The following is a 22,706-nucleotide window of genomic DNA, read 5'->3' as shown; positions in this document are numbered from 1 at the left end:
CCCGTCGCCGTCGTCGTCAGACCACCGTCGAAGCTCACGCCGATCGATCCGGACCAAGACTGGTTCCGCGCACGCGGCGGCAACAACGCCTACCTCCCCTGGTGGGGTCGTCGACACGACACCGACTACGGCATGCAAGGCTATTCGTGGTGACGCAAACTACGCAGCGGCGCAATCGTTGGCGACCGGGTTCGCTCGGCCGCTCCGCCGCGCCACCTGCAATTCGGCACCGGCGATCAGAACGATGGCAAATGGCGAACGGCGTACCCCACACGACACGCATTCGCCGGTTCCACCACGTTCACCCCCTCAAGGCGCAAACCGCGTGAACACATAGTCGTGATTCTTCACGCGTGCCTGATGACACGCGAAGCAGGTCTGGTGCTGACCGATATCGGCCGGCACGCCGTTGATGAAGCGCCCGAAGCCCCAGCCGCCCGTCGATGCATAGCGACGCGAATCCTTCACCATCACCTGCACGGTCGTCGCCTGGCCGGGCACCGTCGCCGACGCGAACTCGTCGGACTGCTTGCGCTTGTACGCGAGCTTCACGAGGATCGCGCCGTCCGGAAACGGCAGCGTCGCCTGTTCGAGCGCGCGGATCGCGACCGGGTTGCCGAGCACCACGCGCAATTCGTCGAGCGGTGCCGCTTCCTCGGCCGGCGCGACCATTTCCCACTTCCGGTAGCCGGGCGGGATCGTCACGCCGTAGATCGGCGACGCAGCCGGCTTCGGCTGTTCGGCAAGCGCAGCCGGGCCGCTCACCGACAACGCGCCGGCCAGCAGCACGCCCGCGACGCATGCACGGCGCACGCCGCGCTGCACGACATTAGCGTGTACCCGCATCACAGATGCTCCACTTGCAGGATCGCATCCGCGAACGCCTGCGGCGCTTCCTGCGGCAGGTTGTGGCCGATGCCACCGGTGATCGTCCGGTGCTGGTACTTGCCGGTGAACTTCTTCGCATACGCGGCCGGCTGCGGATGCGGCGCACCGTTCGCGTCGCCTTCCATCGTGATCGTCGGCACGGTGATCGCCGGGCCGGCCGCGAGCCGCCGCTCGATGTCGTCGTATTGCGCTTCGCCCTGCGCGAGCCCGAGGCGCCAGCGATAGTTGTGGATCACGACGGCCACGTGGTCGGGGTTCTGGAACGACGCGGCGCTGCGCGTGAAGGTCTCGTCGGAGAACTGCCACTTCGGCGACGCGAGCTGCCAGATCAGCTTGTTGAACGCATCACGATTCTCCGCGTAGCCGAGCGCGCCGCGCTCGGTCGTGAAGTAGAACTGATACCACCACTGGAGTTCCGCTTGCGGCGGCAGCGGCTTGCGGTTCGCCTCCTGGCTGCCGATCAGGTAGCCGCTCACCGACACCAGCGCCTTCACGCGCTGCGGCCACAGTGCCGCGATGATGTCGGCCGTGCGCGCACCCCAGTCGTAGCCGCCGAACACCGCGCGGTCGATCTTGAGCGCATCCATCAGCGCGACGATGTCGACGGCCGTCACCGCCTGCTGGCCGTTGCGCACCGTGTCGGCCGAGCGGAACGTCGTCGATCCGTAGCCGCGCAGGTACGGCACGATCACGCGATAGCCGGCCGCCGTGAGCAGCGGTGCAACGTCCGCGTAGCTGTAGATATCGTACGGCCAGCCGTGCAGCAGAACCACGACCGGGCCGTTCTTCGGCCCGAGATCCGCATACCCGACGTTCAGCACGCCCGCGTCGATCTGGTGGATCTTGCCGAGCGACGCCGCGCCGGCCGCGCGCGTCGGCGTCGACGCATCGGGCGCCGACTGCGCGCGCGCCAGCGAGCCGAACCCGAGGTCGGCCAGGCTCAGGCTGGCGAGTGTCGTGCCCAGAATCAGGCGGCGGCGGGTGTTGACGGTATCAGGCATGACGCGTTCTCCATTGTCGATCGGTAAGAAAGGGGCCCGCGGCACGTGCGGGCGATGCGGTATCGCCATTCACGGCGGCGGCGCATCGCACCGCGCCGCCGTGTGAATCGCTTCACCGGTTTTATATCCGAACCGCCCGGACGCTTTGTATCCCAACGTATCTGTGTTCGGGTACGACATACAGCGATTCAAAATCGTGGCGGAAACGGGCGTTCGCGGTCGGCCGCGCGCGACGCGCGACACGAGCCGGCATCGCCACCGGCCCGCGTTTTCCCGTCAAGCCACGCTTACGCGCGACGCAACGGCCGGAACCCGGCGCGCACTTCGCGGGCAAACAGTTCCGGCTCCTCCCAAGCCGCGAAATGCCCGCCCTTGTCGACTTCGTTGAAGTAGATCAGGTTGTGATAGCTGCGCTCGGCCCAGCTGCGCGGCGCCTGGTAGATCTCGCCGGGGAACACCGTGATCGCCGCCGGCAGCGAGATGTCCACCGCGTTGAAGTTGTTCGAGTGATCCTCCCAGTAGATCTGCGCGGCGGACGTCGCCGTGTTGGTCAGCCAGTACAACGAAATGTCGTCGAGAATCTCGTCGCGCGGGATCGACCGTTCCGGCACGCCGCCGCTGTAGGTCCACTGCGAGATCTTGTCGTACATCCACGCGGCCTGACCCGACGGCGAATCGGCCAGCGCGTAGCCGACCGTTTGCGGACGCGTGACCATCATCGCCGAGTAGCCGCAGTTGTCGCGATAGAACGTCGCGAGCTTCTCGTACGCGGCCTTCTCCTTCGGCGCCAGCGACGCCGGTGCCGGCGCGTCGGTCTGGAGCAGCGTCGCGATGTCCGGCGGCACCGTCGCCGGCATGTTCACGTGAATCCCGGCCAGGCCCTGCACGCGCTGCATCGCCATCCGGTGCGAGATCACCGAGCCGCAGTCGCCGCCCTGCGACACGAAGCGCGTATAGCCAAGCCGCGCCATCAGCTCGCCCCAGGCACGCGCAATGTGGTCGGAGCCCCAGCCCGTCTTCGCCGGACGCCCCGAGAAACCGAAGCCCGGCAGCGACGGCACGACGACGTGGAACGCATCGTCGGCACTCGCACCGTGCGCGGTCGGGTCGGTCAGCGGGCCGATCGCCTTCAGCAGCTCGAAGATCGAACCGGGCCAGCCGTGCGTCATGATCATCGGCATCGCGTTCGCGTGCCGCGAGCGCACGTGGATGAAGTGAATGTCGAGCCCGTCGATCTCGGTGATGAACATCGGAAAGCCGTTCAGGCGCGCCTCGCCCTTGCGCCAGTCGTATTCGGTACCCCAGTAACGCAGCAGCGCCTGCATGCGCGCGAGCCGCACGCCCTGCGATTCGTCGGCGACGGTCTCGCGGCCCGGCCAGCGCGTCGCGGCAAGGCGGCGGCGCAGGTCGGCCAGTGCGTCGTCGGGGATATGGGCGGTGAACGGGCGTATGCCGTCGCCGCCGGTGGCCGCACGCAGCGCGGCGGTGGGCAGCATCGCGGAGACCCCGGCGGCCACGGAAGTGGCCAGCAGGTGGCGACGCGTCGGGGAAAACGGTGTGGAAGACATCGTTCGGCATCTCCTTTCGTGAAGTGGAAAGTGAACATGCCGCGCGTCCGAGCGCGCCTTCGCTTTCATTCGGGCACACGCCGGTCACGCGGCGTTGCCAATTTGAAAGGTCTGATGTATCGGGGATTTGTCTGACTTGTACGCGTTTGTAGCAAAAAAAACGCGGACGTCGCCGTCAGGGCGCGACCCAACGGCCCTCGTAGCCGTCGTCGTTCACGTCGAACACCGCGCGGCGATGGCCGCTGCACGCGAGTTCGAGCCAGTCGACGCGCGTCACGGTGACGTGGAGCAGGCAGAAGTTCCGGTAGCCGTCGTCGATGGCCGCTGTGCCTGTGGTTGCGCCTGCCGCGACGTGCGCCTCTTCGGGCGACTCGATCGGCGTGCCGGGGCGCAGCGGTGCGCGATACAGCAGCAGCGTATGCGGACGGCTCGATTGCCAGACCGCGCGACGTTGCGCTTCGTCGTCGCAGATCGATGCCACGCCTTCCGCGCGAATCTGCACGAGTGAATCGAGATCGTTCGCGACGATGGCGATACGCGCGTCACGGCGCAATTCCACGACCTTCTCCGAACGCACATCGGTATGGAACGACAGCAGGCGATCGGCGCGGCTCACTTGCCGCAACACGATGGTGCGCACCTTCGGCGCACCATCGAGGCCGAGCGTCGCGGCCTGCAGCATCGTGAACGGCGAGCGCTGCGTGCCGACGCCGGACTCGAGGCAGGACCAAAGGCGGTCGTACGTCTCCGTCAGCGATTCGGAAGGGGAGTCGGTGTCCGACATGATGGCGTGGCGATCCTGCGCGATTCGATCGCGACAGCTTAACCGTTTCGGCGACGAGCTTTCCTTGCGAGCCCGCCGCCGCGCGGTTCAGTTGTAGCCGAGGACGGCCGGTGCGGCGTCGCGCGTGTCGGTCGACTCCGCGCCGAAGCGGCCGAGTACGTCGGCCACGTACTGCGGCCCCGCGCTGATCTGCGACGACTTGTGCGCGACGGGACGGATATCGGCCATGCCCGGCGCTTCGTCCATCCATGCGGTGTGGTTGATGACGATGTTCATGTGTGTCTCCTCACGCGGCCAGCGCCGCACCATACGCGCGCACGAGGCGCGCCACGCCTTCCCGGATCGCGTCGACATCGGGCGCGGCGAACGACAGCCGCAGCGATGCCACGTCGACGTTGTCCGCGAAGAACGCCTTGCCCGGCACGAAGACGACCTTGTTCGCGATCGCCTGTTGCAGCAGCACATCCGACGACACCGCGCCGATGCGCGCCCACACGAACATCCCGCCTTCGGGACGATGGAACGTGATCGCATCGCCGAGACCGTCGCGCAGCGCGTCGCACATCGCGTCGCACTTGCGCTGGTAGGCCGCCGTGATGCGCGGCAGATGGCGTTCGAGTGCGCAGTCGGCGAGATACTCGGCGGCGGTGGCTTGCGTCCACGGCGTGCTGCACAGGTCGACCGTCTGCTTCGCGATCACGCAGCGCCGCGCGATTTCGGCCGGCGCGATCGTCCAGCCCACGCGCAGCCCCGGCGCGACGATTTTCGACAGGCTCGCGAAATGCACGATCCAGTCGCGCGCGCCTTCGACGTCGTTCGCGAGTGCAAGCATCGACGGCACCGGTTCGCCCGCGAAACGCAGGTCGCCGTAGGGATCGTCCTCGACGATCAGGAAACGGTATTGCACCGCGAGGCGCAGCAACTTCAGCCGGCGTTCGCGCGTGAGCGTCGCGCCGGTCGGGTTCGCGAAGGTCGGGACCGTGTAGAGCAGCTTCGGCTGCGCGATCGCGCCGGATGCGAGTTGCGACGCGAGGCGGTCGACGTCGAGCCCTTCGCCGTCGACGGGGATCGTGACGATGCGCGCCTGTTGCAGACGCATCGCCGACAGCGTCGCCGGGTACGCCGGCTGTTCGGTCAGCACGACGTCGCCGGGGCCGACCATCACGCGCAATAGCAGATCGAGGCCCTGCTGCGAGCCGGTCGTGACGAGCAGTTCGGCGGGCGTGCACGTCACGTTGCGGCGCGCCATCAACGCGATCAGTTGCTGCTTCAGTTCGGCGAGGCCGTCGGTCGGGCCGTATTGCAGGCAGCGGACCGGCTGGGCGTATGCGCGTTCGGCGGCGGCGTTCAGGCCGTCGACGTCGAACAGGTCGCTGGCCGGGTAACCGCCGGCGAACGAAATCATCCCCGGCTCGGAGAGGTATTTGAACAGCTCGCGGATCGGCGAACCGGCAGGATTCTGGAATGAAGGCGTGAACGCGTACATGTCGTCGTGAGCTGGATGGCGGCGACGGCCGGGATAGCCGACGGGTGCCGCCCGCCAAGGCGCTTCAGGCGCCAACGGCGGGAATTCGAGCCACGATTGTCGATAGTCATTAACGCTGCGGCAAACGATATCTATGCACTAGGTCTTGCGGTTTGGTCATCAAATGGGCGGCGCTCGCCGTGTTGCTCGGTGGCCCGCATCAACTCCCTTTCCCGCGCTCTCCAGGCAATTCCGAGCGCCCGATCACTTCTCTTCCATTGTCGGCCGTGCCCGTATCCGAGAAGCCGGCGGCTTCAATCACCGATCCCCGAGGCACAAATTGCCATCCGCGATTTTGTATCCCCTGGGATACAAAAATTGATGAAACAGGCACCGATGTAGCCCAATGGCTACAAGATTGCTCAAAGCGATCGATATCGGCAACCGATACCCATATGCATCATGTCTTGCGGTTTGATCATCGATTGAGGGACGTGATGCGGCCGTGCCGCGCGGATAAATAGAGTACGTTCGACGGTTTTCGACCGGTACGTGCTGGCGCTTCACGGCGGCTCGCGGCCGTGGCAGTTGTCACAGGTGACTACAGGTGTGCCGCTACATGCGTTGATGGCCGCACGGAAGCGACGCCGCACCTAGCCCAAGATGCGCGCAACCCGAGGCATCTTCCGTCATCGAGCCCTCGCCGCGAAACTCCCCCATCAGCGGCACACAATATCGACCGCCAGAATCTCATATCCCGGATCGGCGTTCTCGGTCGCCACCTTTTTCGCTTCTTCATACGAAAGAAAGGACATCGCTTCCTCGATCTCCGGTGCCATGCCGATGTCGCCGTCCTCGCCGGTACAGAGGAACTGAAGCCCGGTCTTCACGACATAGATGGTCGTCATGTCTCCCTCCATGGTGTGCATGGGGAACTTCCAGTCTAGCCTCCGCGCTCCCTTATTCAACTCCGGCAACGCCGCCCGGCAGGCGGCCCCCCCGCCACGCCCCCGATTACCTAGGTAATTGACACGTATGGACCTAGGTAATTGGCGTCCCTACGATGTTTTCGACGCGAACCGAACCACACCTACGAAGAGGACACGACCATGACCACCCAGGACGTCGATACCAGCACGCTACGACGCGTGATCGCCGCAGCCTCGATCGGCAATTTCGTCGAGTGGTTCGATTTCGCCGCATACGGCTTTCTCGCCACCATCCTGACGCGCGAATTCTTTCCGAGCGGCGATCCCACGGTCGGTCTCCTGAAGACCTTCGCCGTCTTCGCGGTGGCCTTCGCATTCCGCCCGCTGGGCGGCCTGGTCTTCGGCGTCATCGGCGACCGGATCGGCCGCAAGCGCACGCTTGCGCTGACGATCCTGATGATGGCCGGCTCGACCACATTGATCGGCCTGCTCCCGACCTACGCGAGCATCGGTTATTGGGCGCCGTTGCTGCTCACGATCATCCGCTGCGTCCAGGGGTTTTCGGCAGGCGGCGAATACGCCGGCGCATGCGCGTACGTGATGGAACACGCACCGCGCCGCCGCCGCGCATTCTTCGGCAGCTTCGTGCCGGTGTCGACCTTCTCGTCGTTCGCCTGCGCGGCCGTGGTCGCCTATCTGCTCGAATCGTCGCTGTCGTCGCAGGCAATGGTCGAATGGGGCTGGCGCGTGCCGTTCCTGATCGCGGCACCCGTCGGCCTCATCGGCGTGTACCTGCGCGTGAACCTGAATGAAACGCCCGCGTTCCAGGCACTCGAAGGCAAGCACGACATCGCGCATGCGCCGCTGATGGAAACGCTGCGTTCGCAGTCGCTGAATATCCTGAAGCTCGGCGCGTTCGTGTCCGTGACGGCGCTGTCGTTCTACACGTTCACGACCTATTTCGCGACGTATCTTCAAGTGGCCGGGCACCTGTCTCGCGGCACGTCGCTCCTGGTGACGGTGCTCGCCCTCTTCTTCGCCGCGGCCCTGTGCCCGGTCGCCGGCTTCTTCTCCGACCTCGTCGGCCGCCGCGCGACGATCGCCACGACCGGCCTCTTCATCATCGTGTCGGTGTATCCGGCGTTCTCGCTGGGCGGCTCGGGCGTGCTGTCGCAATCGCTGGCCGGCGTCGCACTGCTGGCCATCGGCGCGGTGTTCTCGGGCGTCGTGACGGCACCGCTGATGTCGGAAGTGTTCGCGACGAAAACGCGCTATACCGCATCGGCGATCACGTACAACCTCGCGTACACGATCTTCGGCGGCACGGCGCCGCTCGTCGCCACGTGGCTGATCTCGGCGACCGGGACCAACCTGTCGCCCGCTTATTACCTGATCGCCGTGTCGATCCTGGCGATGATCGGCGGCCTGTCCCTGCCGGAAACGTCGAAGACGGCGCTCGAAGACGCAGGTCCGGCAACCGCGAGAACCGGCCAGTCCGCCAAGCGCGGCGTCGAAGGCGCGGTTTGAGTACACGCCCCGCTCGTGCAAACGGGGCCGACTAAACCAACGCATGGAGAAACACCATGACGAGCCTTCACGACGCCAGCATCATCATTGACGGCCTGAACATCTCCCGCTTCGAGCGATCGGTGTTCGAAGACATGCGCAAGGGCGGCGTCACGGCCGTCAACTGCACGGTCTCCGTGTGGGAAGACTTCCAGAAGACGATCGACAACATCGCGGAGATGAAGCAGCAGATCCGCGAATACAGTGAAATCCTCACGCTGGTGCGCACGACGGACGACATCCTGCGCGCGAAGAAGGAGAACAAGACCGGCATCATCCTCGGCTTCCAGAACTCATATGCGTTCGAGGACAACCTCGGCTACATCGAAGTGTTCAAGGAACTCGGCGTGAATGTGGTGCAGCTCTGCTACAACACGCAGAACCTCGTCGGCACGGGTTCCTATGAACCGGATGGCGGGTTGTCCGGCTACGGCCGCGAAGTGATCCAGGAGATGAACCGCGTCGGCATCATGGTGGATCTCTCGCACGTCGGCGCGAAAACCTCGTCCGACGCGATCGCCTGTTCGAAGAAGCCGGTCACGTACTCGCACTGCTGCCCGTCCGCGCTGAAGGAACATCCGCGCAACAAGACGGACGAGCAACTGCGCGAGATCGCGGAAGCGAACGGCTTCGTGGGCGTCACGATGTTCATGCCGTTCCTGCGACGCGGCGCCGATGCAACCATCGACGATTACCTCGAAGCGATCGAATACGTGATCGACGTGATCGGCGAGGACAAGGTCGGAATCGGCACGGACTTCACGCAGGGCTACAGCACCGAGTTCTTCGACTGGATCACCCACGACAAGGGCCGCTATCGCCGCCTGACGGACTTCGGCAAGGTCGTCAATCCGGAAGGCATCCGCACGATCGGCGAATTCCCGAACCTGACGGCCGCGATGCAACGCGCCGGCTGGAGCGAGTCGCGCATCAGGAAGGTGATGGGCGAGAACTGGCTGCGGGTGTTCGGCGAAGTCTGGAACGGTTGAATCACACGACACGAACGCACCACGCACCCGCCATGCAGCCACAATTGCCGATCGACGTCGATCCGGACACCGGTGTCTGGACCACCGACGCGCTGCCGATGCTGTACGTGCCGCGCCATTTCTTCACGAACAATCATGTCGCCGTGGAAGAGGCGCTCGGCCGCGAAGCCTACGCGTCGATTCTCTACAAGGCCGGCTACAAGTCGGCCTATCACTGGTGCGACAAGGAGGCGAAGCAGCACGGCATCGCCGGCATGGCCGTGTTCGAACATTATCTGAAGCGTCTGTCGCAGCGCGGCTGGGGCGTGTTCAGCATTGTCGAAGCCGATCCGGCGACGTCGCACGCGCGCATCCATCTGCATCACTCGTCCTTCGTGCTGGCCCAGCCCGACAAGCACGGCAAGCTCTGCTACATGTTCGCGGGCTGGTTCGCCGGCGCAATGGACTGGGTCAACGACACCGCGCCCGACACGGCGAGCAGGGGCCCGCGTGCGCATTCGGCCGAACTCCGGTGCGCGGGCGAAGGGCACGACTGCTGTGTCTTTCACGTCGGTTGAATGTGCCGCAAGCGCTACGGCTACAATCCGACAGGAGCGAACCTGCCCGATAGCCGGGGTCCGAACACGGTTCGGACCCGCCGACCCGATGCCGAACATGACCGACACGATGCCAAGCCTCGACTACGAAGATCTCTTCAGGCATCTTCCCGTCGCCGCGATCGTGGCGAAAGAGCGCATCATGATCGACTGCAACGAGAAGGCGCTGCAATTGTTCAGGGCGACCCGCGACGACATCATCGACCAGTCGTTCGCGAAGCTGTATCCGCAGCAGAAGGACTTCGCGACGACCGGCCGTCGCCTCGCGCCGCTGCTCGCGAAGCGTGCGGGGTTCAGCGACGATCGCATCATGCGCCGCATCGACGGCAGCCATTTCTGGGTCACCGTGTGCGGCTTCGGCTACAACCCGAAGCGGCCTTTCGAGCTGGCCGTCTGGACCTTCACCGACCTGTCGGGCGATGCGAAGCATCCCGACGTCGCCAGCACGTTGACCGAACGCGAGCGCGACGTCGCGGCATTCCTGGTTCACGGGCTCACCAGCAAGGAAATCGGCAAGGAGCTGAACATCAGCCCGCGCACGGTCGATATTCATCGTGCGAGCTTGCTGCGGAAGTACGAGGTGCGCACGACGCACGATCTGATCGCTTGCTTGCTGGCCTGAGTCGCTCGCGCCGGAACGACGCGTCCGGCCTCCCGCTCCGATAAAAAAAGATTCATCGCAGGAAACCGTGTCGCCTTGCATACAGGTGTCGCCCGCACAAAATGCCAAGATCGTTGCCGACTTGCGTCAGTGGCTGGAACGAACTCTACACCGTCACCGTACTAAACGCGGGGAGCAGGTCGCCACACCAAACGAATGAACGCGACGAAGCCACGCGCTGTACGTCGACGCCTGACGAAAGCACAACTTCTCCCGCTACCGACTCGGGATGTGCAGCGCTTGTCGCTCAAGCATCACCGGGCACTAGCTACGCTCCTAACGCGTCGTACCGACGTCGATTCGATAGCGACGTTATTGAATGTGGTGTATCTCGCCTTCTTTCCTCGAGATCCAGACGACGTCGATCTGTCTCGCTATCGTGAAGCAGGAGATGTTCTGAACGCCATCGTCGCTCGCATGCAAAGGAGGAAGTGTGGGCGACCGAGCGAGCATGAGCGGATCGCGCTTGAGCGGGTTGTGATCGAGCACGATGCACAAATGGCGGCCTTAGCGAAATCCCGATTGGTCGACGCATGATCGCGGCTGACACACGTCATTAAGCTCGGCAGCGCCTCTCCGATCCCCGTTGCTGAATAGCGCGACCTCACTTTCAGACTCGTTCAAGCCGGTAGCCATCGGCATAGATGGACGAAGGCCGATAGTCATCAGCGTCCGGGCCATTGGCCCTACGTGGCTGGTTGCAGAACCGCAGTCCTTCACCTTTTCATATGTACCAGCGCGGCATTGCAGCGTGTATCAACGTCGAAATCGATTGAGCTTGTGCTCGACGAGGGAGCTATTGTGAAATGTCAAGGATTGCAAAGTACCCGTCGATTTCATTGCACCTATCTTACGTAGTGCTATACCTTATCAAAGAGAGGGTGCCGCGAATTACCCTCTTTCATTTTAGAAATAACAACTTCTTAATTCGAATTTGGGGCGGACAATTTCTTTCTTACTGCCATGGCGTTAGATCTGTCGTACCGGCGATGAAGTTGATGTCGGTCGACGATTCGTCGATCGAGAATAATAATTATGGGAGTCCACATGCAAAATGGCTGGGGCCGATACTATCCAGGGGTCTAATACCCCGACGTTCGATCAAATTGTCGTTCGTATTTTCATGCAACCGTCTGGTGCAAGACAAATTTCACTTCCATTATGATGGTTGAATGAACCATTCAGGGTCAAATATATGAAAACGTTGATTTCGCTTTTTGCAATTTCAATTCTGGCAAGCACCACAGCCTGTACGCAAATGCCGTCAAGCAGCGGTAATCAAATGGATAAATTTTCACCGAGCTATGTCAGGCAACACATTGTTGTAGGAAAAACCACGAAGGCCGATGTGGTTGCGCTATATGGAGATTCAAATTCCAAGCAAACGAAAGATGATGGCAGGGAAACTTGGTATTACAATGAAAGTACCGCATCGACTCCAAATGTAATGGAACGCATGGGAGGGATGCTTAGTGGAATTACTTCCGGTTTATCTCAAATGGGTTTATCTACGGCTCAAAATACAGTGGGCGCCGTTAGTGATCAAGTTAATGGCGCAAATAGAAGGGTTAACGGTGCCAAAACGATCGCGACTTCCGCTCAGGATGGGAAGGCAGCGAAAGAAAATGGATATGCGCGCCAGTTGTTCATTGACTTTAGCAATAAAGGCATTGTTACTCATTGGTGGAATTAAAATCCATTAACGATGGTCTAAAAATCTCCACCAAACAAAGGGCGACAGAGGAAATCTGATGAGGCCTGCCGATTGTTGACGATAGCCAGATGCCGACTGACCGGTTTTATGCCTCATCTGTGGTGTAGATGTTGTAGCTGATCGGAAGACATCGGATCATCAAATGCAACGCCATCGGAACCAGCACTCCGTCGCCCACAATTCCGACGAATGGAACCGCGAAATTGAAAGGGTTGGCCGCGTACAACGCGACCAAAGCGACGGCGGGAAGCAACATGGAACTGTTCGCTCACGCGGGTAAGTTCGCATTACTGCAAAGCCGTCGCAGGGAAATGCCTGTCCGCATCAAGACAAGTCTGATGCTAAACGCACATGCATCATGCGTTACTTGGCGGCCGCGGAATTCGGCTGCATACTAGCCGAACATTTCTTGGCAGTTATCGCAGGAACCTGCTGATCCAATCCATCCTTGTCGATTCGACGGATGACCGTCGAGCAAGCACGACGCTCAGTGTCCAGAAACACGTCATAGTCCTGCCCGGCAACCGGCGTAAATGTTACCGGCGGCACTTTGCAGCCAATCGTTCCACCATACTGACCCGTGTAGATACTCATCGCCAGTGCCAACGTAATTGGCCTATCAGCGGGTACGACATACTCCCGAATTTGGTCCCGGCCAAAGAGACTTTCAACGCGCATTCCCTTGCGGGGGCTCGGGGGCATCCCAATTACGACGCTACGCGACGAATAGTTCCACGACGATACGAAACCGTCATTGGCTTTCACCGCGCCCTGATCGGATGAGGGTTCGTCGCAGTCTCCTTGCCAGAACGTAACACTCTTTTCCGGGCCGTTCGCCGAGAGGACCCTCATTCTCGCCGACGTTGCGGGATCGTACGTGGGATTTTCCGTATCGACGTTGTGATGCGGCGGTATTACGTAGGCGCACGCGCTCAGAAGCAAAGCGCAGGGTATCGCGCGTACGGTGCTTCGTGCAATCGCTTTATACATTGGGGATCCCGCAAGAATAGTCTTTGAGCTAGCTCGCCGCTTATAAGTGGACGGGCATCGTGCAGTACAACAGATTACTAAAATGAGACTGCACGAGCAGCGTCAGATAGGCAAGCCTTCGATCCGTGATTTTGCATTGATTTACAAGCCTTTCCGACCGGCTGTCGTTTCACCATGCTCTACTGGCCATTCAAGCGGCGTCATACGTCTCGTGATAGCCTGCCGCCGCCGCTGCTGATGACGACGCGCTCGCGGCCGACGCGGTCACGCGTGAGATCAGCGGGTCTGCGTTCAGCGTGATTGGCGCAGCGATACCGCGCGTTTGGGCGTATGCGATGGGGATTTCAACTCATCGGCTACAGTGCAGACGGTGCTGGAGAAAGTTCTAATCTCTAGACACGTGTTCGTGTCTCGCGGCAAGCGAGGTGACTTGCTGAGGTGCTTATATTTGGTTCATCGCAGGAAACCGTGGAGGGTTTTCGAGCGATTGCATAATCTGACACCTGATTTTGAGGAAGTCGGAGGAAGAATTGCTCGATCGCAAGGCACTGCAAGCACTGGGCTGCTGGACAGCTATCGGCTATATCGAGTGGAGTGGCCGCAAGGCGATAGCCGCACGCTGTCGCTCTACCTGAAGCCGGTCAGCAAGGTCATGTACTGCGAGCAGTCGGGTGCACATTACCAGCAGATTCATGAAACGACCGTACGGCGGGTACGTGATCTGCCGTTGTTCGAGTACCGGGTGGTGCTGCACGTGCCCCGACGCCGGGTCTGGTGCGAACGCTGCGGTGGCCGACGCTGGAGAAGCTTGACTGGCCGGGCCGCTACCAGCGGGTGACAGAGCACGGTGGCCGCTTGCTCTGCGATGAACCCAAAAAAAGCCCGGCAAAGCCGGGCCAATCAGATTGAGACACAAGGAGAATCCCGCCCACCACACACCGGGCGGTCACGCCGCGCTACACGACGTTCTTTTCGACGATCGGCCGGTTTTCGAGCACACGCTCCCAGCCGAGCGACGACAGGTCGAGCGATTCGTATCGCCCGCCCAGGATCAGCTCGCTCACTCCACGCCCGGTCGCGGGCCCTTGCTGCAGCCCGTGCCCGCTATACCCGTTCGCGAACACGACGTTGTCGAGCTCGGGGTGATACCCGATGATCGCGTTGTGATCGAACACGTTGTACTCGTAGTACCCGGACCAGCAGTTCTCCACGCGCAGCGCCTCGAACGCCGGCACGCGATTCGCGAGCGTCGGCCAGATCACCTCGTCGAACAGGTCGTGATCGACCTCGTCGAGCGGCAGGTCGTCGGGGTCGCGATCGGGGCTCGGCGACGTCCCGCAGATGTACGTGCGTCCTTCCGGCCGGAAATACACACCGGTCGGATCGATCAGCAGCGGGCAATCGGTGAGCTTCGCCGGCGACGACACGTTGAAGATGCTGCGACGCCGCGCGTACACGGGAATGTCGATGCCCATCATCGACGACAGCGTGCGCGTCCACGCACCGGCCGCGTTGACGAGCGTGTCGCATGCGTAGCGCTCGCCGTCGTTCGTCACCACGTGCGTGATCTTGCGACCATCGCGCACGACGCCGGTCACATCGGCCGGCACATACCGCGCGCCGAGCGCCTGCGCCTTCTTGCGCAGCGCCTGCACGAGCCCGTACCCGTCGAACCACCCTTCGCCGCTCGCGCCATAGGCGCCCGACACGAGATCGTCGACGTTCAGCCAGGGAAACTTCGCGCGCAGCGCGTCGCAATCCATCAACCGGATATCGGCGCCGAGCTTCGTCTGCAGCGCGTGGTTCTCGCGCAGCGTCGCGTCACCAGCCGGCGTCGCGAGAAACAGGTAGCCGCCTTCATGCAGATCGATCGACGGCCGCGTGCCGTCGACTTCGAGCCGCTCGCCGATCGTGCGCAGGAAGTCGATCCCGAACAGCGACATCTCGATCGACAGCGGCGTCGAGAACTGCTGGCGAATCGACGCGGCCGACAGCGCCGACGACGATTTCGCATAGGTGGGATCGCGTTCGATGACGGTGACGGACACCGTCGGATCGGTAGCGCGCAGGAAATAGGCGATCGAGCTGCCGATCACACCACCGCCGACGATGACGACTTGAGAACTCACGACTGACTCCAGTTGCACGTGAAAGGCGCGGCCGGCCGGCCGCGCCCGAAGGTTGTTCGTGCCGCGTCGCGCGCGGCGCCGTGCGCGGCAGACCGTGCCCCCGGCGAGTCGCCCCGACATGCGCCGCGATCGGATCCGATCGCTGTGGCTATTTCAGCACGTCCGGGCTCGCCGCGAAAGTCCGCGCGCATTCGGGTAATTCGGGTACTCAGTCCGCCGTTTGCGTGGTGACGGGCTGCCATGCGGCGTTCTTCACTTCATACAGCGTCGAGCTCGGGTTCTTCAGGTCACCCGTGTTCGTGAACGCGATCGTGCCGGTGATGCCGTCGTACCGCGTGCCCTTCAGCGCGCCGTTGAAATCGGCCGGCTTCGTCGAGTTCGCCTTCTGCATCGCGTTGATCGCGATCCACGTCGCGTCGTACGCGAACGGCGCATACGCGAGCATGTCGACGCCGTACTTCTGCTTGAATTTCGTTTCGAACTGCTTGCCCTTCGCGAGACGCGACAGCGGCTGTCCGTACTCCCACACCGACGCGCCTTCGGCCGCATTGCCCGCGAGCCTGATGAAGTTCGCGTTCATCACGCCGCCGCCGGCCAGGAACTGCGCGCGGATGCCGAGCTGGCGCATGCGCTTGACCAGCATCGCGGACTGCGCGTCGAGGCCGCCGAAGAACACCAGGTCGGCATTCGTGCTCTTGATCTTCGTGAGCTGCGCGCTGAAGTCGACGGCCTTGTCGTTCGTGAATTCGCGTGCGACGATCGTGCCGCCGTTCGACTTCGCGGCCTTCTCGAATTCGTCGGCTTCGCCCTGTCCGAACGCGGTGCGGTCGTCGATGATCGCGATGCGCTTCGCCTTGGTCACGCTCGCCGCATACGCACCGGCATTGCCGGCGTTCTGCGCGTCGGTCGCGATCACGCGGTACACGGTGCCGAGCCCGGCGCGCGTGATGTCGGGATTGGTCGCCGACGGCGTGATCATCGGAATGCCGGCCTTCGCGTAGATCTTCGACGCGGGCAGCGTCGTGCCCGAGTTGAAGTGGCCGATGACGACGGCCACCTGCGCGTCGGTCAGCTGCTGCGCGGCCTGCACGCCGATGCGAGGATCGCTCTGGTCGTCCTGCGACGCGACGACGAATTTCACCGGCTTGCCGCCGATCGTCGGGTGCGCGGCGTTCGCCTCGTCGACGGCCATGCGCACGCCGTTCTCGATGTCCTTGCCGTACGCGGCGCCGCCGCCGGTCAGCGGCACGGCAACGCCGACCTTGACGACGGTTTCCTGCGCATGGGCCGCGCCCGTCTGGAACGCGAGAATCGCAGCGGTCAATGCAATGCCGGAAAGCGAACGAATGCGGAACGTCATCGGCCAATCCTTCTTCTGTGGGTCGGGATGCGACGCGCGACCATCGCGCGCCGGCGACCTCCCGCGTGCCGGTGATTTTTTCTGTCGCCGGGGGCATCGCTCATGGCGCATCGCCTGCCGGTCGATCACCGCGGTTCCGTCTCCGGGGAACCTGTCAGCGCGAAAGAGGTGAACCGATTGTGGGTAGCCAATACGCGTGCAGCAAACGAAATATCGGAACTATGTTGTGAGGAATTGTCATCAAGTGCCCGTGCCACCGATCCGCGGCCCACGCGACGGCGGCCTGGAAGCGAACGCATCGAGCGGAATGGGCGCACGTACCGTTGCCCCAAGGCCGCGCCGGGTCATGCCGATGGAGAATCATCGCCGTGCCGCACGGCGGCAACGCAGCGCACCTCGCGCGATTCGATCAATGGCGCCCGGTGCCGCTCAATGCCGGTCGGTGCCCGTCTGCTTGCGCACCGCATCGGCCGCCTCGCCGGCCTGCTCCTGACGCTTGCCGGCCTGCTGCTCCGCCACGCCTTCCGCTTCCGTCTCGCGGTCGCCCGTCACCTTGCCGAGCGCTTCCTTGACCGAACCCTTCACCTGTTTGAGCTTGCCTTCGATGCGATTCCTGTCCATGGTCGTCTCCTGCGATGAGTTGGGGAGAGAGACAGCGGCACGGCAGCCCGCGCCGCACCGCCGAGTGGACAGGATCGCAGCCGCGCGCCGCGCGCGGCAGATGCGGATGCACCAGCCTGCATGGTGCATTCGCACCGATGGCCCGACGGCCGGCGTCAGTTCTTGCCGTCCTTGTCGGCAGCTTTCTCGCCTCGCGCACCGTTCGTGTCGGACGTGCCGACAATCCCGCGCTCGCGCGCCCACACGATCGCCTCGCCGCGGCTATGCACGTCGAGCTTCGCGTAGATCGTCGCGACGTGATTGCGGACCGTGTTCGGCGCGAGCCCGAGACGGCCGGCGATCTCCTTGTCGGCGAGGCCGTGACACAGCAGGTCGAACACGTCGCGCTCGCGCGCGGTAAGGTCCGACAGCTGCGCGCCCGCGTCCGGCGCATTCGCGCGCCGCACGTTCGCCAGTTTTTCGATCAGCGTGCGGCTGAACCACGACGCATCCTGCATCGCGGTCTCGATCGCATAGACGAGTTCCATCTCGGTGCGCTTGCGATCGCTGATGTCGAGCAGCGCGATCAGCAGGCAATCCTGCCCGTGAATCGCGACCGGCTCGGCCGACACGACGCAATCGCGCACGTCGCCGTCGCGCGTCCGGATCTGCACATCTGCATTGCGCACGTTGCCGTCGCGCGCGAGTTGCGTGTCGATGCACTGCCGTGCGCCGCGTTCGGCCCACAGGCCGATCTCGTCCGCGGACTTGCCGAGCAGGTCGTCGCGCGCATGGCCGGCCATCCCGACGAACGCATCGTTCACGTCGAGCAGCACGAAACCGTCGGCCGTGACGATCGCGGTCGCGACCGGCGCCATCCGGAACGCCTTCGCGAAGCGCTCCTCGCTCTGCCGCAGCGCGAGCTCGGCCTGCTTGCGCGGCTCGAGATCCATGAACGTGAACAGCATGCACGGCTCGCCGTTCATGTCGATCGGCTGCCCGGCGACCACCACCGCCTTCGTGCCGCCGTCCGCGCGCTTGAGCACGGCCTCCATCTGCGGGATCGTCGCGCCCTCGCCCAGCCGCTCGATCGCGAGTTCGCGCCGCTCGGCCTGTTCGAGCACGTCGAGTTCGTAGACGGAGCGGCCGAGCACGTCGTCGCGCGCATGGCCCGTCATCTCGAGGAAGCCTTGATTGACCTTCACGTAGCGCAGGTCGTCGAGCCGGCAGATCACGGCCGGCGCCGGGTTCGCGTTGAACGTGCGCTCGAAGCGGTCCTCGGCGCTCGCCCATTCGGTCGCATCGTGCAGCACGAGCGCGAGACAGTCGGGCTCGCCGGCCGCGTTCGTCAGCACGAGGCTGCGGATCCGGTGAACCCAGCTCACGTTCTCGTCGGCCGCCGATTCGACTTCGACCGTCACGTCGCTGAACTCTTCGCCCGCGATCACGCGGTCCATCGGATAGTGGCCGTCGCGCACCGGACGGTTGTTCCGGTAGCGCAGCCGGAAGCGCTCGCGATACTCGGTGACGTCCGCGCCGAGCGCGTCGAGCTCGGTCACGCCGTGCATCGCGAGCGCGGCCTCGTTCGCCCATACGATGCGCTGGTCGGGTTCGATGAGGATCACGCCCTCGGTGAGCCCCGCGATGATCTGATGCAGCTGGCGCCGGTCGGTATGCGACTTGAGCACCTGTTCGTTGACTCGTTCGTCCATTGATCGGTGGTCCACGTGGTCGATATTGTTGCCGGGCGGGTCGCCGCCGCGCCGATAAGCGCCGACATGTGCGGCCGGCGCGCGCCGCGATGATCGCGTGCGGTCGACGCGGTCGACGCGGTCGAGAGGCACGGATGTACCCTGCGCAATAGTACATTCGCATGCCGCGCCGCCTGCGTGCGCCGTCCCGCCAAGCGGCGCGCGGCGCGCCTCCCGCGTCTGTCGTCCCGCATCGCGCGTGTCACGACGCATTTCCCGTTCCCGCTTCCCCGTTCCGTCCCCGTGCAAACGCACTAGCCGATCCGGTGAATTTGCGCGATGCCCGCGTGCGTTCGCGCCGGTACGCTGGTACTGCATCGGCGCTCACGCGCTGCCCTTCCATACCGCAGAGGAGGACCAACTGATGAAGCTGCATCAGACACCCGATCCGACGCGGCCCGAGCCGGCTCCGGACAATCCGCCCGAACCGTCGCCCGGCACCGATCCGCCGGTGCCGCTGCCGCCCGACGTGCCGCGCCCGGACATGCCGCCGCGCGAGCCCGGCTACGACACGCCGATCGCGCGATGACGCGCGGCGCGCCTGCACCGACTCGCCCATCCATCACGTCAATCGAAGGAGCACATCCCATGAACAAGACCTCGAACCTGTCGGCGTTGCTCGCCGTCAGCGCGGCGTTCCTGCTTTGCGCCGCCCCGCTCACGAACGCACAGGCGTCGTCGTCCGACGACGGCGTGAAGACGGAATCGAACCAGCCCGTGACTGACACGTGGATCACGACCAAGGTGAAGAGCGAACTCGCGACCACCGAGGGCGTGAAGAGTACGCACATCAGCGTGAAGACGGTCGACGGCGTCGTCACGCTGACGGGCGTACTGCCGTCGCGGGTCGCGGTGAAGAAGGCCATCGCCGCGACGCGCTCGATCAAGGGCGTGAAGCACGTCGACGCAGCCGGCCTGAAGGCGAAGGCCTGAGCTATCACGCGGCCGCGTGCCGCACTTTTTTCTCCCCTTATGACAGGAGCGCATCATGAACGAGGACAAGATCAAGGGTCAATGGAAGCAGCTGACCGGCAAGATGAAGGCGAAGTGGGGCAAGCTGACCGACGATGACCTGAAGGTCGCCGAAGGCAACCGCGACTACCTCTCCGGCAGGATCCAGGAGCGTTACGGGATTGCGCGCGACGAAGCCGAGAAGCAGTTGAAGGAATTCGATCGCGAGCTGTAACGCGCCGGTCGTCTCACCCCGCCGCGGCGCATCCCGCGTCGCGGCCATGAAGAGGACAACGACATGGGCAAGTATCTGATCGCCTGGCTGCTCGGCGTACCGATCGGCGTGCTGCTGCTGTTCTATCTGGTGACGCACCTGTTCTGACGATCGCGGCGCCCATTCAACGCAAACGGGCCGGTGGCTATGCTCAGCCACCGGCCCGTTTTTTTCGCGCGGCGTCGCGCTTACTTCGCCGCGTTCGCCGTCATCTTGAAGATGCCCTGCGCGTTGCCCGCATCGAAACGCAGGTCGGTCACCCAGCGGCGCGCCGCCTGGTCGAACGTGCGACGGCGCGTGATGAACTCGTAGAACGAGCCCGGCACGTTGCGCTTCACCGTGCCGCCGTCGCGCGTGCGGAACTCGCGCTCGACGATGTCCGCGCGATACGCGGTCTGGAACACACGGCCCGAACGCGAGCGCTCGACTTCCGGCTTCATCGGCCGCCCCTTCGCCTTCTCGTCGTCGGACAGCTTGAACACGTCGGCCACGCGATCGGTCGCATGGTTGAACGCGTTGCCTTCGGTCGCGATCCACGCCATCTCGGCCGATTCGAGCAGCAGCGTTTCGTAGTCGAGTTCGTTCGGCAGGTCGTGCTGGCGCGCGAACGCACCGACGATCTCGGGCAGCAGCGCATGCGCGGCGTCGAGCGACAGCCAGCCTTCGCGCTCGATCTCCCACAGGAGCGCGACGGCCGCCGGCGACAGCGGATCGCGCGACGAACTCACGACGTTCGTCACGGCCTGCTGGAATTCCTTCGAGAAGCGCTCCGGATGCAGTTCGCTGACGAAGAACTGCGCGATCTCGTCCGGCGCGTCTTCGTGCGCATACGCGCGGCCGGTCATGCCGAGCTTGTCGAGCGGATAGCGGCCGTTCAGGCGGAAGCCGAGCGGACGCAGGATGCGCGTGAACGCGGCTTCGCCCGGCGGCAGCGCGCCCGTGTGCGGCCAGCGCACCGTGCGCAGCGCGCCGTGGTCGAAGTAGACCGAGCCGCCGTTTTCGATGGCATCGGCCGTATATGCGCGGCCGTTCGCCGAACGTTCGAGCAGCCCTTCGAACAGCGCCATGTTCATCGCCTGCGCGATTTCCGCGCGCGTGACGACGTCGGTTTCCCATTCGTCGAGGATGGCCGGCATGTTCAGGGTCGCGAACAGGGCGTCGGTCTTCGCCTGTCCCAGCAGCTTCGTCAGCAAGCTCTCGATATTCGGATTGCGCATCAGGATTCTCGTGTTCGGGGGACCGCCGGCAAACGTGCCGGCAACTCGATTGGCCGGCCGCCCAGCGGGCGCCTGGCCTTGCGTGGGATGCATTATTCAAAGGGTTGCAGCGGGGCGTAAAGCGAGATTAAATTGACACGTGATGAGTTTTTGGAATTATTCGTGGTCCCCACACGCGTCCGACGGCCCGCCGCGGGCCGGTCCGTTCGTCAGACAAAACGAGCATCATGCGCAAATTCAAGATCCCCAACATGGGTGCGCTCGTGGCTTTCGAAGCCGCGGCGCGCCACGAGAGCTTCACGCACGCGGCCAAGGAGCTGTTCCTGACCGAAAGCGCGGTATCGCGGCAGATCGCGACGCTCGAGGCGAGCCTCGGCGTGCGACTGTTCGCGCGCGTGAAGCAGCGCGTCGTCCTGACGCGCGCCGGCAAGCTGTACGGCACGCAGGTGCGGCGCGCGCTGGAGGCGCTCGACCGCGACACGCTGTCGATCATCGCGCACGGCAGCGGCGGCGGCTACCTGGAACTCGCGGTGCTGCCGACCTTCGCGTCGCACTGGCTGATTCCGCGCATCAAGAGCTTCTACGACCGCACGCCGGACGTGCGCGTGAACATGGGCAGCCGCACCGACCTGTTCTCGTTCGAGGACACGCACTTCGAGGCCGCGATCCACTACGGCAAGCCGACCTGGCCCGGCACGTCGTCCGACTACCTGTTCGGCGAGGAAGTCGTGCCGATCTGCTCGCCGGCGCTGCTCGACGGGCCGGTCGAACGCGTGGAGGACCTGCTCGCGTATCCGCTGCTGCACTCGACCACGCGTCCCGGCGCGTGGGCGCAGTGGTTCGAGACGCACGGCGTCGAGGACATCCGCACGATGCAGGGCGTGCGCTACGAGCTGCACACGATGCTGATCAGCGCGGCCGCGGCCGGGCTCGGCGTCGCGCTGGTGCCGAAGTTCTTCGTCGAGGAACAGTTGCAGCAGCTCGGCCTCGTCGTGCCGTGCGACGCAGCGACGGTCGGCGATTCGGCGTACTACCTCGTGTATCCGACGGAGTTCAGCCACAGCAAGCCGCTGGAATCGTTTCGGGCGTGGCTGCTGGAACAGGCGAGCGCGTATGCGGCGCCGGGGCGGGACAGGGAGGACGATGACATGGATGCGGAGGACGACGAAGACGTCGAGTGATCGCGTCGCGTCACCGGAGGTCCGGTGCGCGCCGAGCCGGGCAACCCCGACCCGGCGCTCCGGGCAGCCGACCTCGCTTCGGCAACGCGGCG

At 63.9% G+C, this 22,706-nt stretch carries 24 protein-coding genes and 2 pseudogenes; 12 read left to right on the top strand and 14 right to left on the bottom strand.

Going from position 1 to position 22,706, the window contains the following annotated elements; translation table 11 throughout:
• Positions 1 to 153, top strand: a pseudogene (locus DIE17_RS38155) (virulence factor); the annotation flags it as partial.
• Between the two features lie 156 nt (positions 154 to 309).
• On the opposite strand, the gene DIE17_RS32840 reads toward DIE17_RS38155, so the two are convergent.
• From DIE17_RS32840 to DIE17_RS32805, 7 genes are all read right to left on the bottom strand, one after another.
• Positions 310 to 846, bottom strand: a complete 537-nt coding sequence (locus DIE17_RS32840) for a cytochrome P460 family protein (protein WP_124894000.1) — start codon at positions 844 to 846, stop codon at positions 310 to 312.
• Positions 846 to 1,889: an alpha/beta fold hydrolase gene (locus tag DIE17_RS32835; RefSeq protein WP_124921677.1), complete on the bottom strand. Its 1,044-nt coding sequence runs from the start codon at positions 1,887 to 1,889 to the stop codon at positions 846 to 848. Before DIE17_RS32835 ends, DIE17_RS32840 begins: the two co-directional genes overlap by 1 nt.
• A gap of 287 nt (positions 1,890 to 2,176) precedes the next feature.
• Complete coding sequence (locus tag DIE17_RS32825) at positions 2,177 to 3,457, bottom strand: epoxide hydrolase family protein (protein ID WP_124523370.1); 1,281 nt, start codon at positions 3,455 to 3,457, stop codon at positions 2,177 to 2,179.
• A 175-nt stretch (positions 3,458 to 3,632) separates the two neighbouring features.
• Positions 3,633 to 4,241 carry a pyridoxamine 5'-phosphate oxidase family protein gene (locus tag DIE17_RS32820; RefSeq protein WP_124921675.1) on the bottom strand — a complete coding sequence of 203 codons (609 nt, stop codon included), beginning with the start codon at positions 4,239 to 4,241 and terminating at the stop codon, positions 3,633 to 3,635.
• Between the two features lie 87 nt (positions 4,242 to 4,328).
• The gene (locus DIE17_RS32815) at positions 4,329 to 4,517 is read right to left on the bottom strand and encodes a hypothetical protein (RefSeq protein WP_124921674.1); all 189 of its coding nucleotides are present in this window, start codon (positions 4,515 to 4,517) and stop codon (positions 4,329 to 4,331) included.
• A 10-nt stretch (positions 4,518 to 4,527) separates the two neighbouring features.
• On the bottom strand, positions 4,528 to 5,727 hold the full coding sequence (locus tag DIE17_RS32810; RefSeq protein ID WP_124921673.1) for a PLP-dependent aminotransferase family protein: 1,200 nt from the start codon (positions 5,725 to 5,727) through the stop codon (positions 4,528 to 4,530).
• Positions 5,728 to 6,425: 698 nt separating this feature from the next.
• Positions 6,426 to 6,614, bottom strand: a complete 189-nt coding sequence (locus DIE17_RS32805; protein WP_124921672.1) for a hypothetical protein — start codon at positions 6,612 to 6,614, stop codon at positions 6,426 to 6,428.
• Between the two features lie 201 nt (positions 6,615 to 6,815).
• Between DIE17_RS32805 and DIE17_RS32800 the strand changes: the two genes are divergently transcribed.
• The 6 genes from DIE17_RS32800 to DIE17_RS32775 all read left to right on the top strand — a co-directional run bounded on the left by DIE17_RS32800 (position 6,816) and on the right by DIE17_RS32775 (position 12,140).
• Positions 6,816 to 8,162, top strand: coding sequence for an MFS transporter (locus DIE17_RS32800; RefSeq protein WP_044849019.1), 1,347 nt, complete (start codon positions 6,816 to 6,818; stop codon positions 8,160 to 8,162).
• Between the two features lie 56 nt (positions 8,163 to 8,218).
• A complete protein-coding gene (locus DIE17_RS32795) occupies positions 8,219 to 9,190 on the top strand; it encodes a dipeptidase (protein WP_124489282.1) in 972 nt (323 codons plus the stop codon).
• Between the two features lie 32 nt (positions 9,191 to 9,222).
• Complete coding sequence (locus tag DIE17_RS32790; RefSeq protein WP_124921671.1) at positions 9,223 to 9,747, top strand: DUF5943 domain-containing protein; 525 nt, start codon at positions 9,223 to 9,225, stop codon at positions 9,745 to 9,747.
• 88 nt (positions 9,748 to 9,835) lie between these two features.
• Positions 9,836 to 10,408: a PAS and helix-turn-helix domain-containing protein gene (locus tag DIE17_RS32785; RefSeq protein WP_124921670.1), complete on the top strand. Its 573-nt coding sequence runs from the start codon at positions 9,836 to 9,838 to the stop codon at positions 10,406 to 10,408.
• Between the two features lie 279 nt (positions 10,409 to 10,687).
• On the top strand, positions 10,688 to 10,984 hold the full coding sequence (locus DIE17_RS32780; RefSeq protein ID WP_124921669.1) for a hypothetical protein: 297 nt from the start codon (positions 10,688 to 10,690) through the stop codon (positions 10,982 to 10,984).
• Between the two features lie 658 nt (positions 10,985 to 11,642).
• On the top strand, positions 11,643 to 12,140 hold the full coding sequence (locus tag DIE17_RS32775; RefSeq protein WP_124668197.1) for a hypothetical protein: 498 nt from the start codon (positions 11,643 to 11,645) through the stop codon (positions 12,138 to 12,140).
• 106 nt (positions 12,141 to 12,246) lie between these two features.
• On the opposite strand, the gene DIE17_RS37630 is transcribed toward DIE17_RS32775, so the two are convergent.
• Both DIE17_RS37630 and DIE17_RS32770 read right to left on the bottom strand, forming a co-directional pair.
• Positions 12,247 to 12,417, bottom strand: coding sequence for a hypothetical protein (locus DIE17_RS37630; protein WP_185735414.1), 171 nt, complete (start codon positions 12,415 to 12,417; stop codon positions 12,247 to 12,249).
• Between the two features lie 107 nt (positions 12,418 to 12,524).
• Positions 12,525 to 12,755 (bottom strand): hypothetical protein, encoded by a 231-nt coding sequence (locus tag DIE17_RS32770; RefSeq protein ID WP_124668196.1) that lies wholly within the window; start codon positions 12,753 to 12,755, stop codon positions 12,525 to 12,527.
• 926 nt (positions 12,756 to 13,681) lie between these two features.
• Between DIE17_RS32770 and DIE17_RS32765 the strand changes: the two are divergent.
• Positions 13,682 to 13,991: pseudogene (locus tag DIE17_RS32765) on the top strand (transposase family protein); the annotation flags it as partial.
• A 116-nt stretch (positions 13,992 to 14,107) separates the two neighbouring features.
• On the opposite strand, the gene DIE17_RS32760 reads toward DIE17_RS32765, so the two are convergent.
• The 4 genes from DIE17_RS32760 to DIE17_RS32745 form a co-directional block, all read right to left on the bottom strand.
• The gene (locus tag DIE17_RS32760; protein ID WP_124668195.1) at positions 14,108 to 15,280 is read right to left on the bottom strand and encodes an FAD-binding oxidoreductase; all 1,173 of its coding nucleotides are present in this window, start codon (positions 15,278 to 15,280) and stop codon (positions 14,108 to 14,110) included.
• 208 nt (positions 15,281 to 15,488) lie between these two features.
• Positions 15,489 to 16,640, bottom strand: a complete 1,152-nt coding sequence (locus DIE17_RS32755; protein WP_124668194.1) for a branched-chain amino acid ABC transporter substrate-binding protein — start codon at positions 16,638 to 16,640, stop codon at positions 15,489 to 15,491.
• Positions 16,641 to 17,069: 429 nt separating this feature from the next.
• Entirely contained in the window at positions 17,070 to 17,261 is a 192-nt protein-coding gene (locus DIE17_RS32750; protein WP_124530190.1) for a CsbD family protein, read from the bottom strand.
• A gap of 155 nt (positions 17,262 to 17,416) precedes the next feature.
• Entirely contained in the window at positions 17,417 to 18,952 is a 1,536-nt protein-coding gene (locus tag DIE17_RS32745; protein WP_124668193.1) for a helix-turn-helix transcriptional regulator, read from the bottom strand.
• A 403-nt stretch (positions 18,953 to 19,355) separates the two neighbouring features.
• Between DIE17_RS32745 and DIE17_RS37625 the strand changes: the two genes are divergently transcribed.
• From DIE17_RS37625 to DIE17_RS32735, 3 genes are read left to right on the top strand one after another with little or no spacing between them, the layout of a single operon-like run.
• A complete protein-coding gene (locus tag DIE17_RS37625) occupies positions 19,356 to 19,520 on the top strand; it encodes a hypothetical protein (protein WP_167357956.1) in 165 nt (54 codons plus the stop codon).
• A gap of 59 nt (positions 19,521 to 19,579) precedes the next feature.
• Positions 19,580 to 19,924, top strand: a complete 345-nt coding sequence (locus DIE17_RS32740) for a BON domain-containing protein (RefSeq protein WP_124668192.1) — start codon at positions 19,580 to 19,582, stop codon at positions 19,922 to 19,924.
• Positions 19,925 to 19,979: 55 nt separating this feature from the next.
• A complete protein-coding gene (locus DIE17_RS32735) occupies positions 19,980 to 20,177 on the top strand; it encodes a CsbD family protein (RefSeq protein WP_044849025.1) in 198 nt (65 codons plus the stop codon).
• 227 nt (positions 20,178 to 20,404) lie between these two features.
• On the opposite strand, the gene DIE17_RS32730 is transcribed toward DIE17_RS32735, so the two are convergent.
• Positions 20,405 to 21,433: a DUF1338 domain-containing protein gene (locus tag DIE17_RS32730; protein WP_124489273.1), complete on the bottom strand. Its 1,029-nt coding sequence runs from the start codon at positions 21,431 to 21,433 to the stop codon at positions 20,405 to 20,407.
• A gap of 227 nt (positions 21,434 to 21,660) precedes the next feature.
• Here DIE17_RS32730 and DIE17_RS32725 point away from each other — a divergent pair, with 227 nt between their 5' ends.
• A complete protein-coding gene (locus DIE17_RS32725; RefSeq protein WP_044848360.1) occupies positions 21,661 to 22,614 on the top strand; it encodes a LysR family transcriptional regulator in 954 nt (317 codons plus the stop codon).
• Positions 22,615 to 22,706: the final 92 nt, after the last annotated feature.

The sequence above is a fragment of the Burkholderia sp. Bp9099 genome, from assembly GCF_003857805.1.
Lineage (GTDB): Bacteria > Pseudomonadota > Gammaproteobacteria > Burkholderiales > Burkholderiaceae > Burkholderia.
This window is presented reverse-complemented; position numbering and strand designations above follow the sequence as displayed.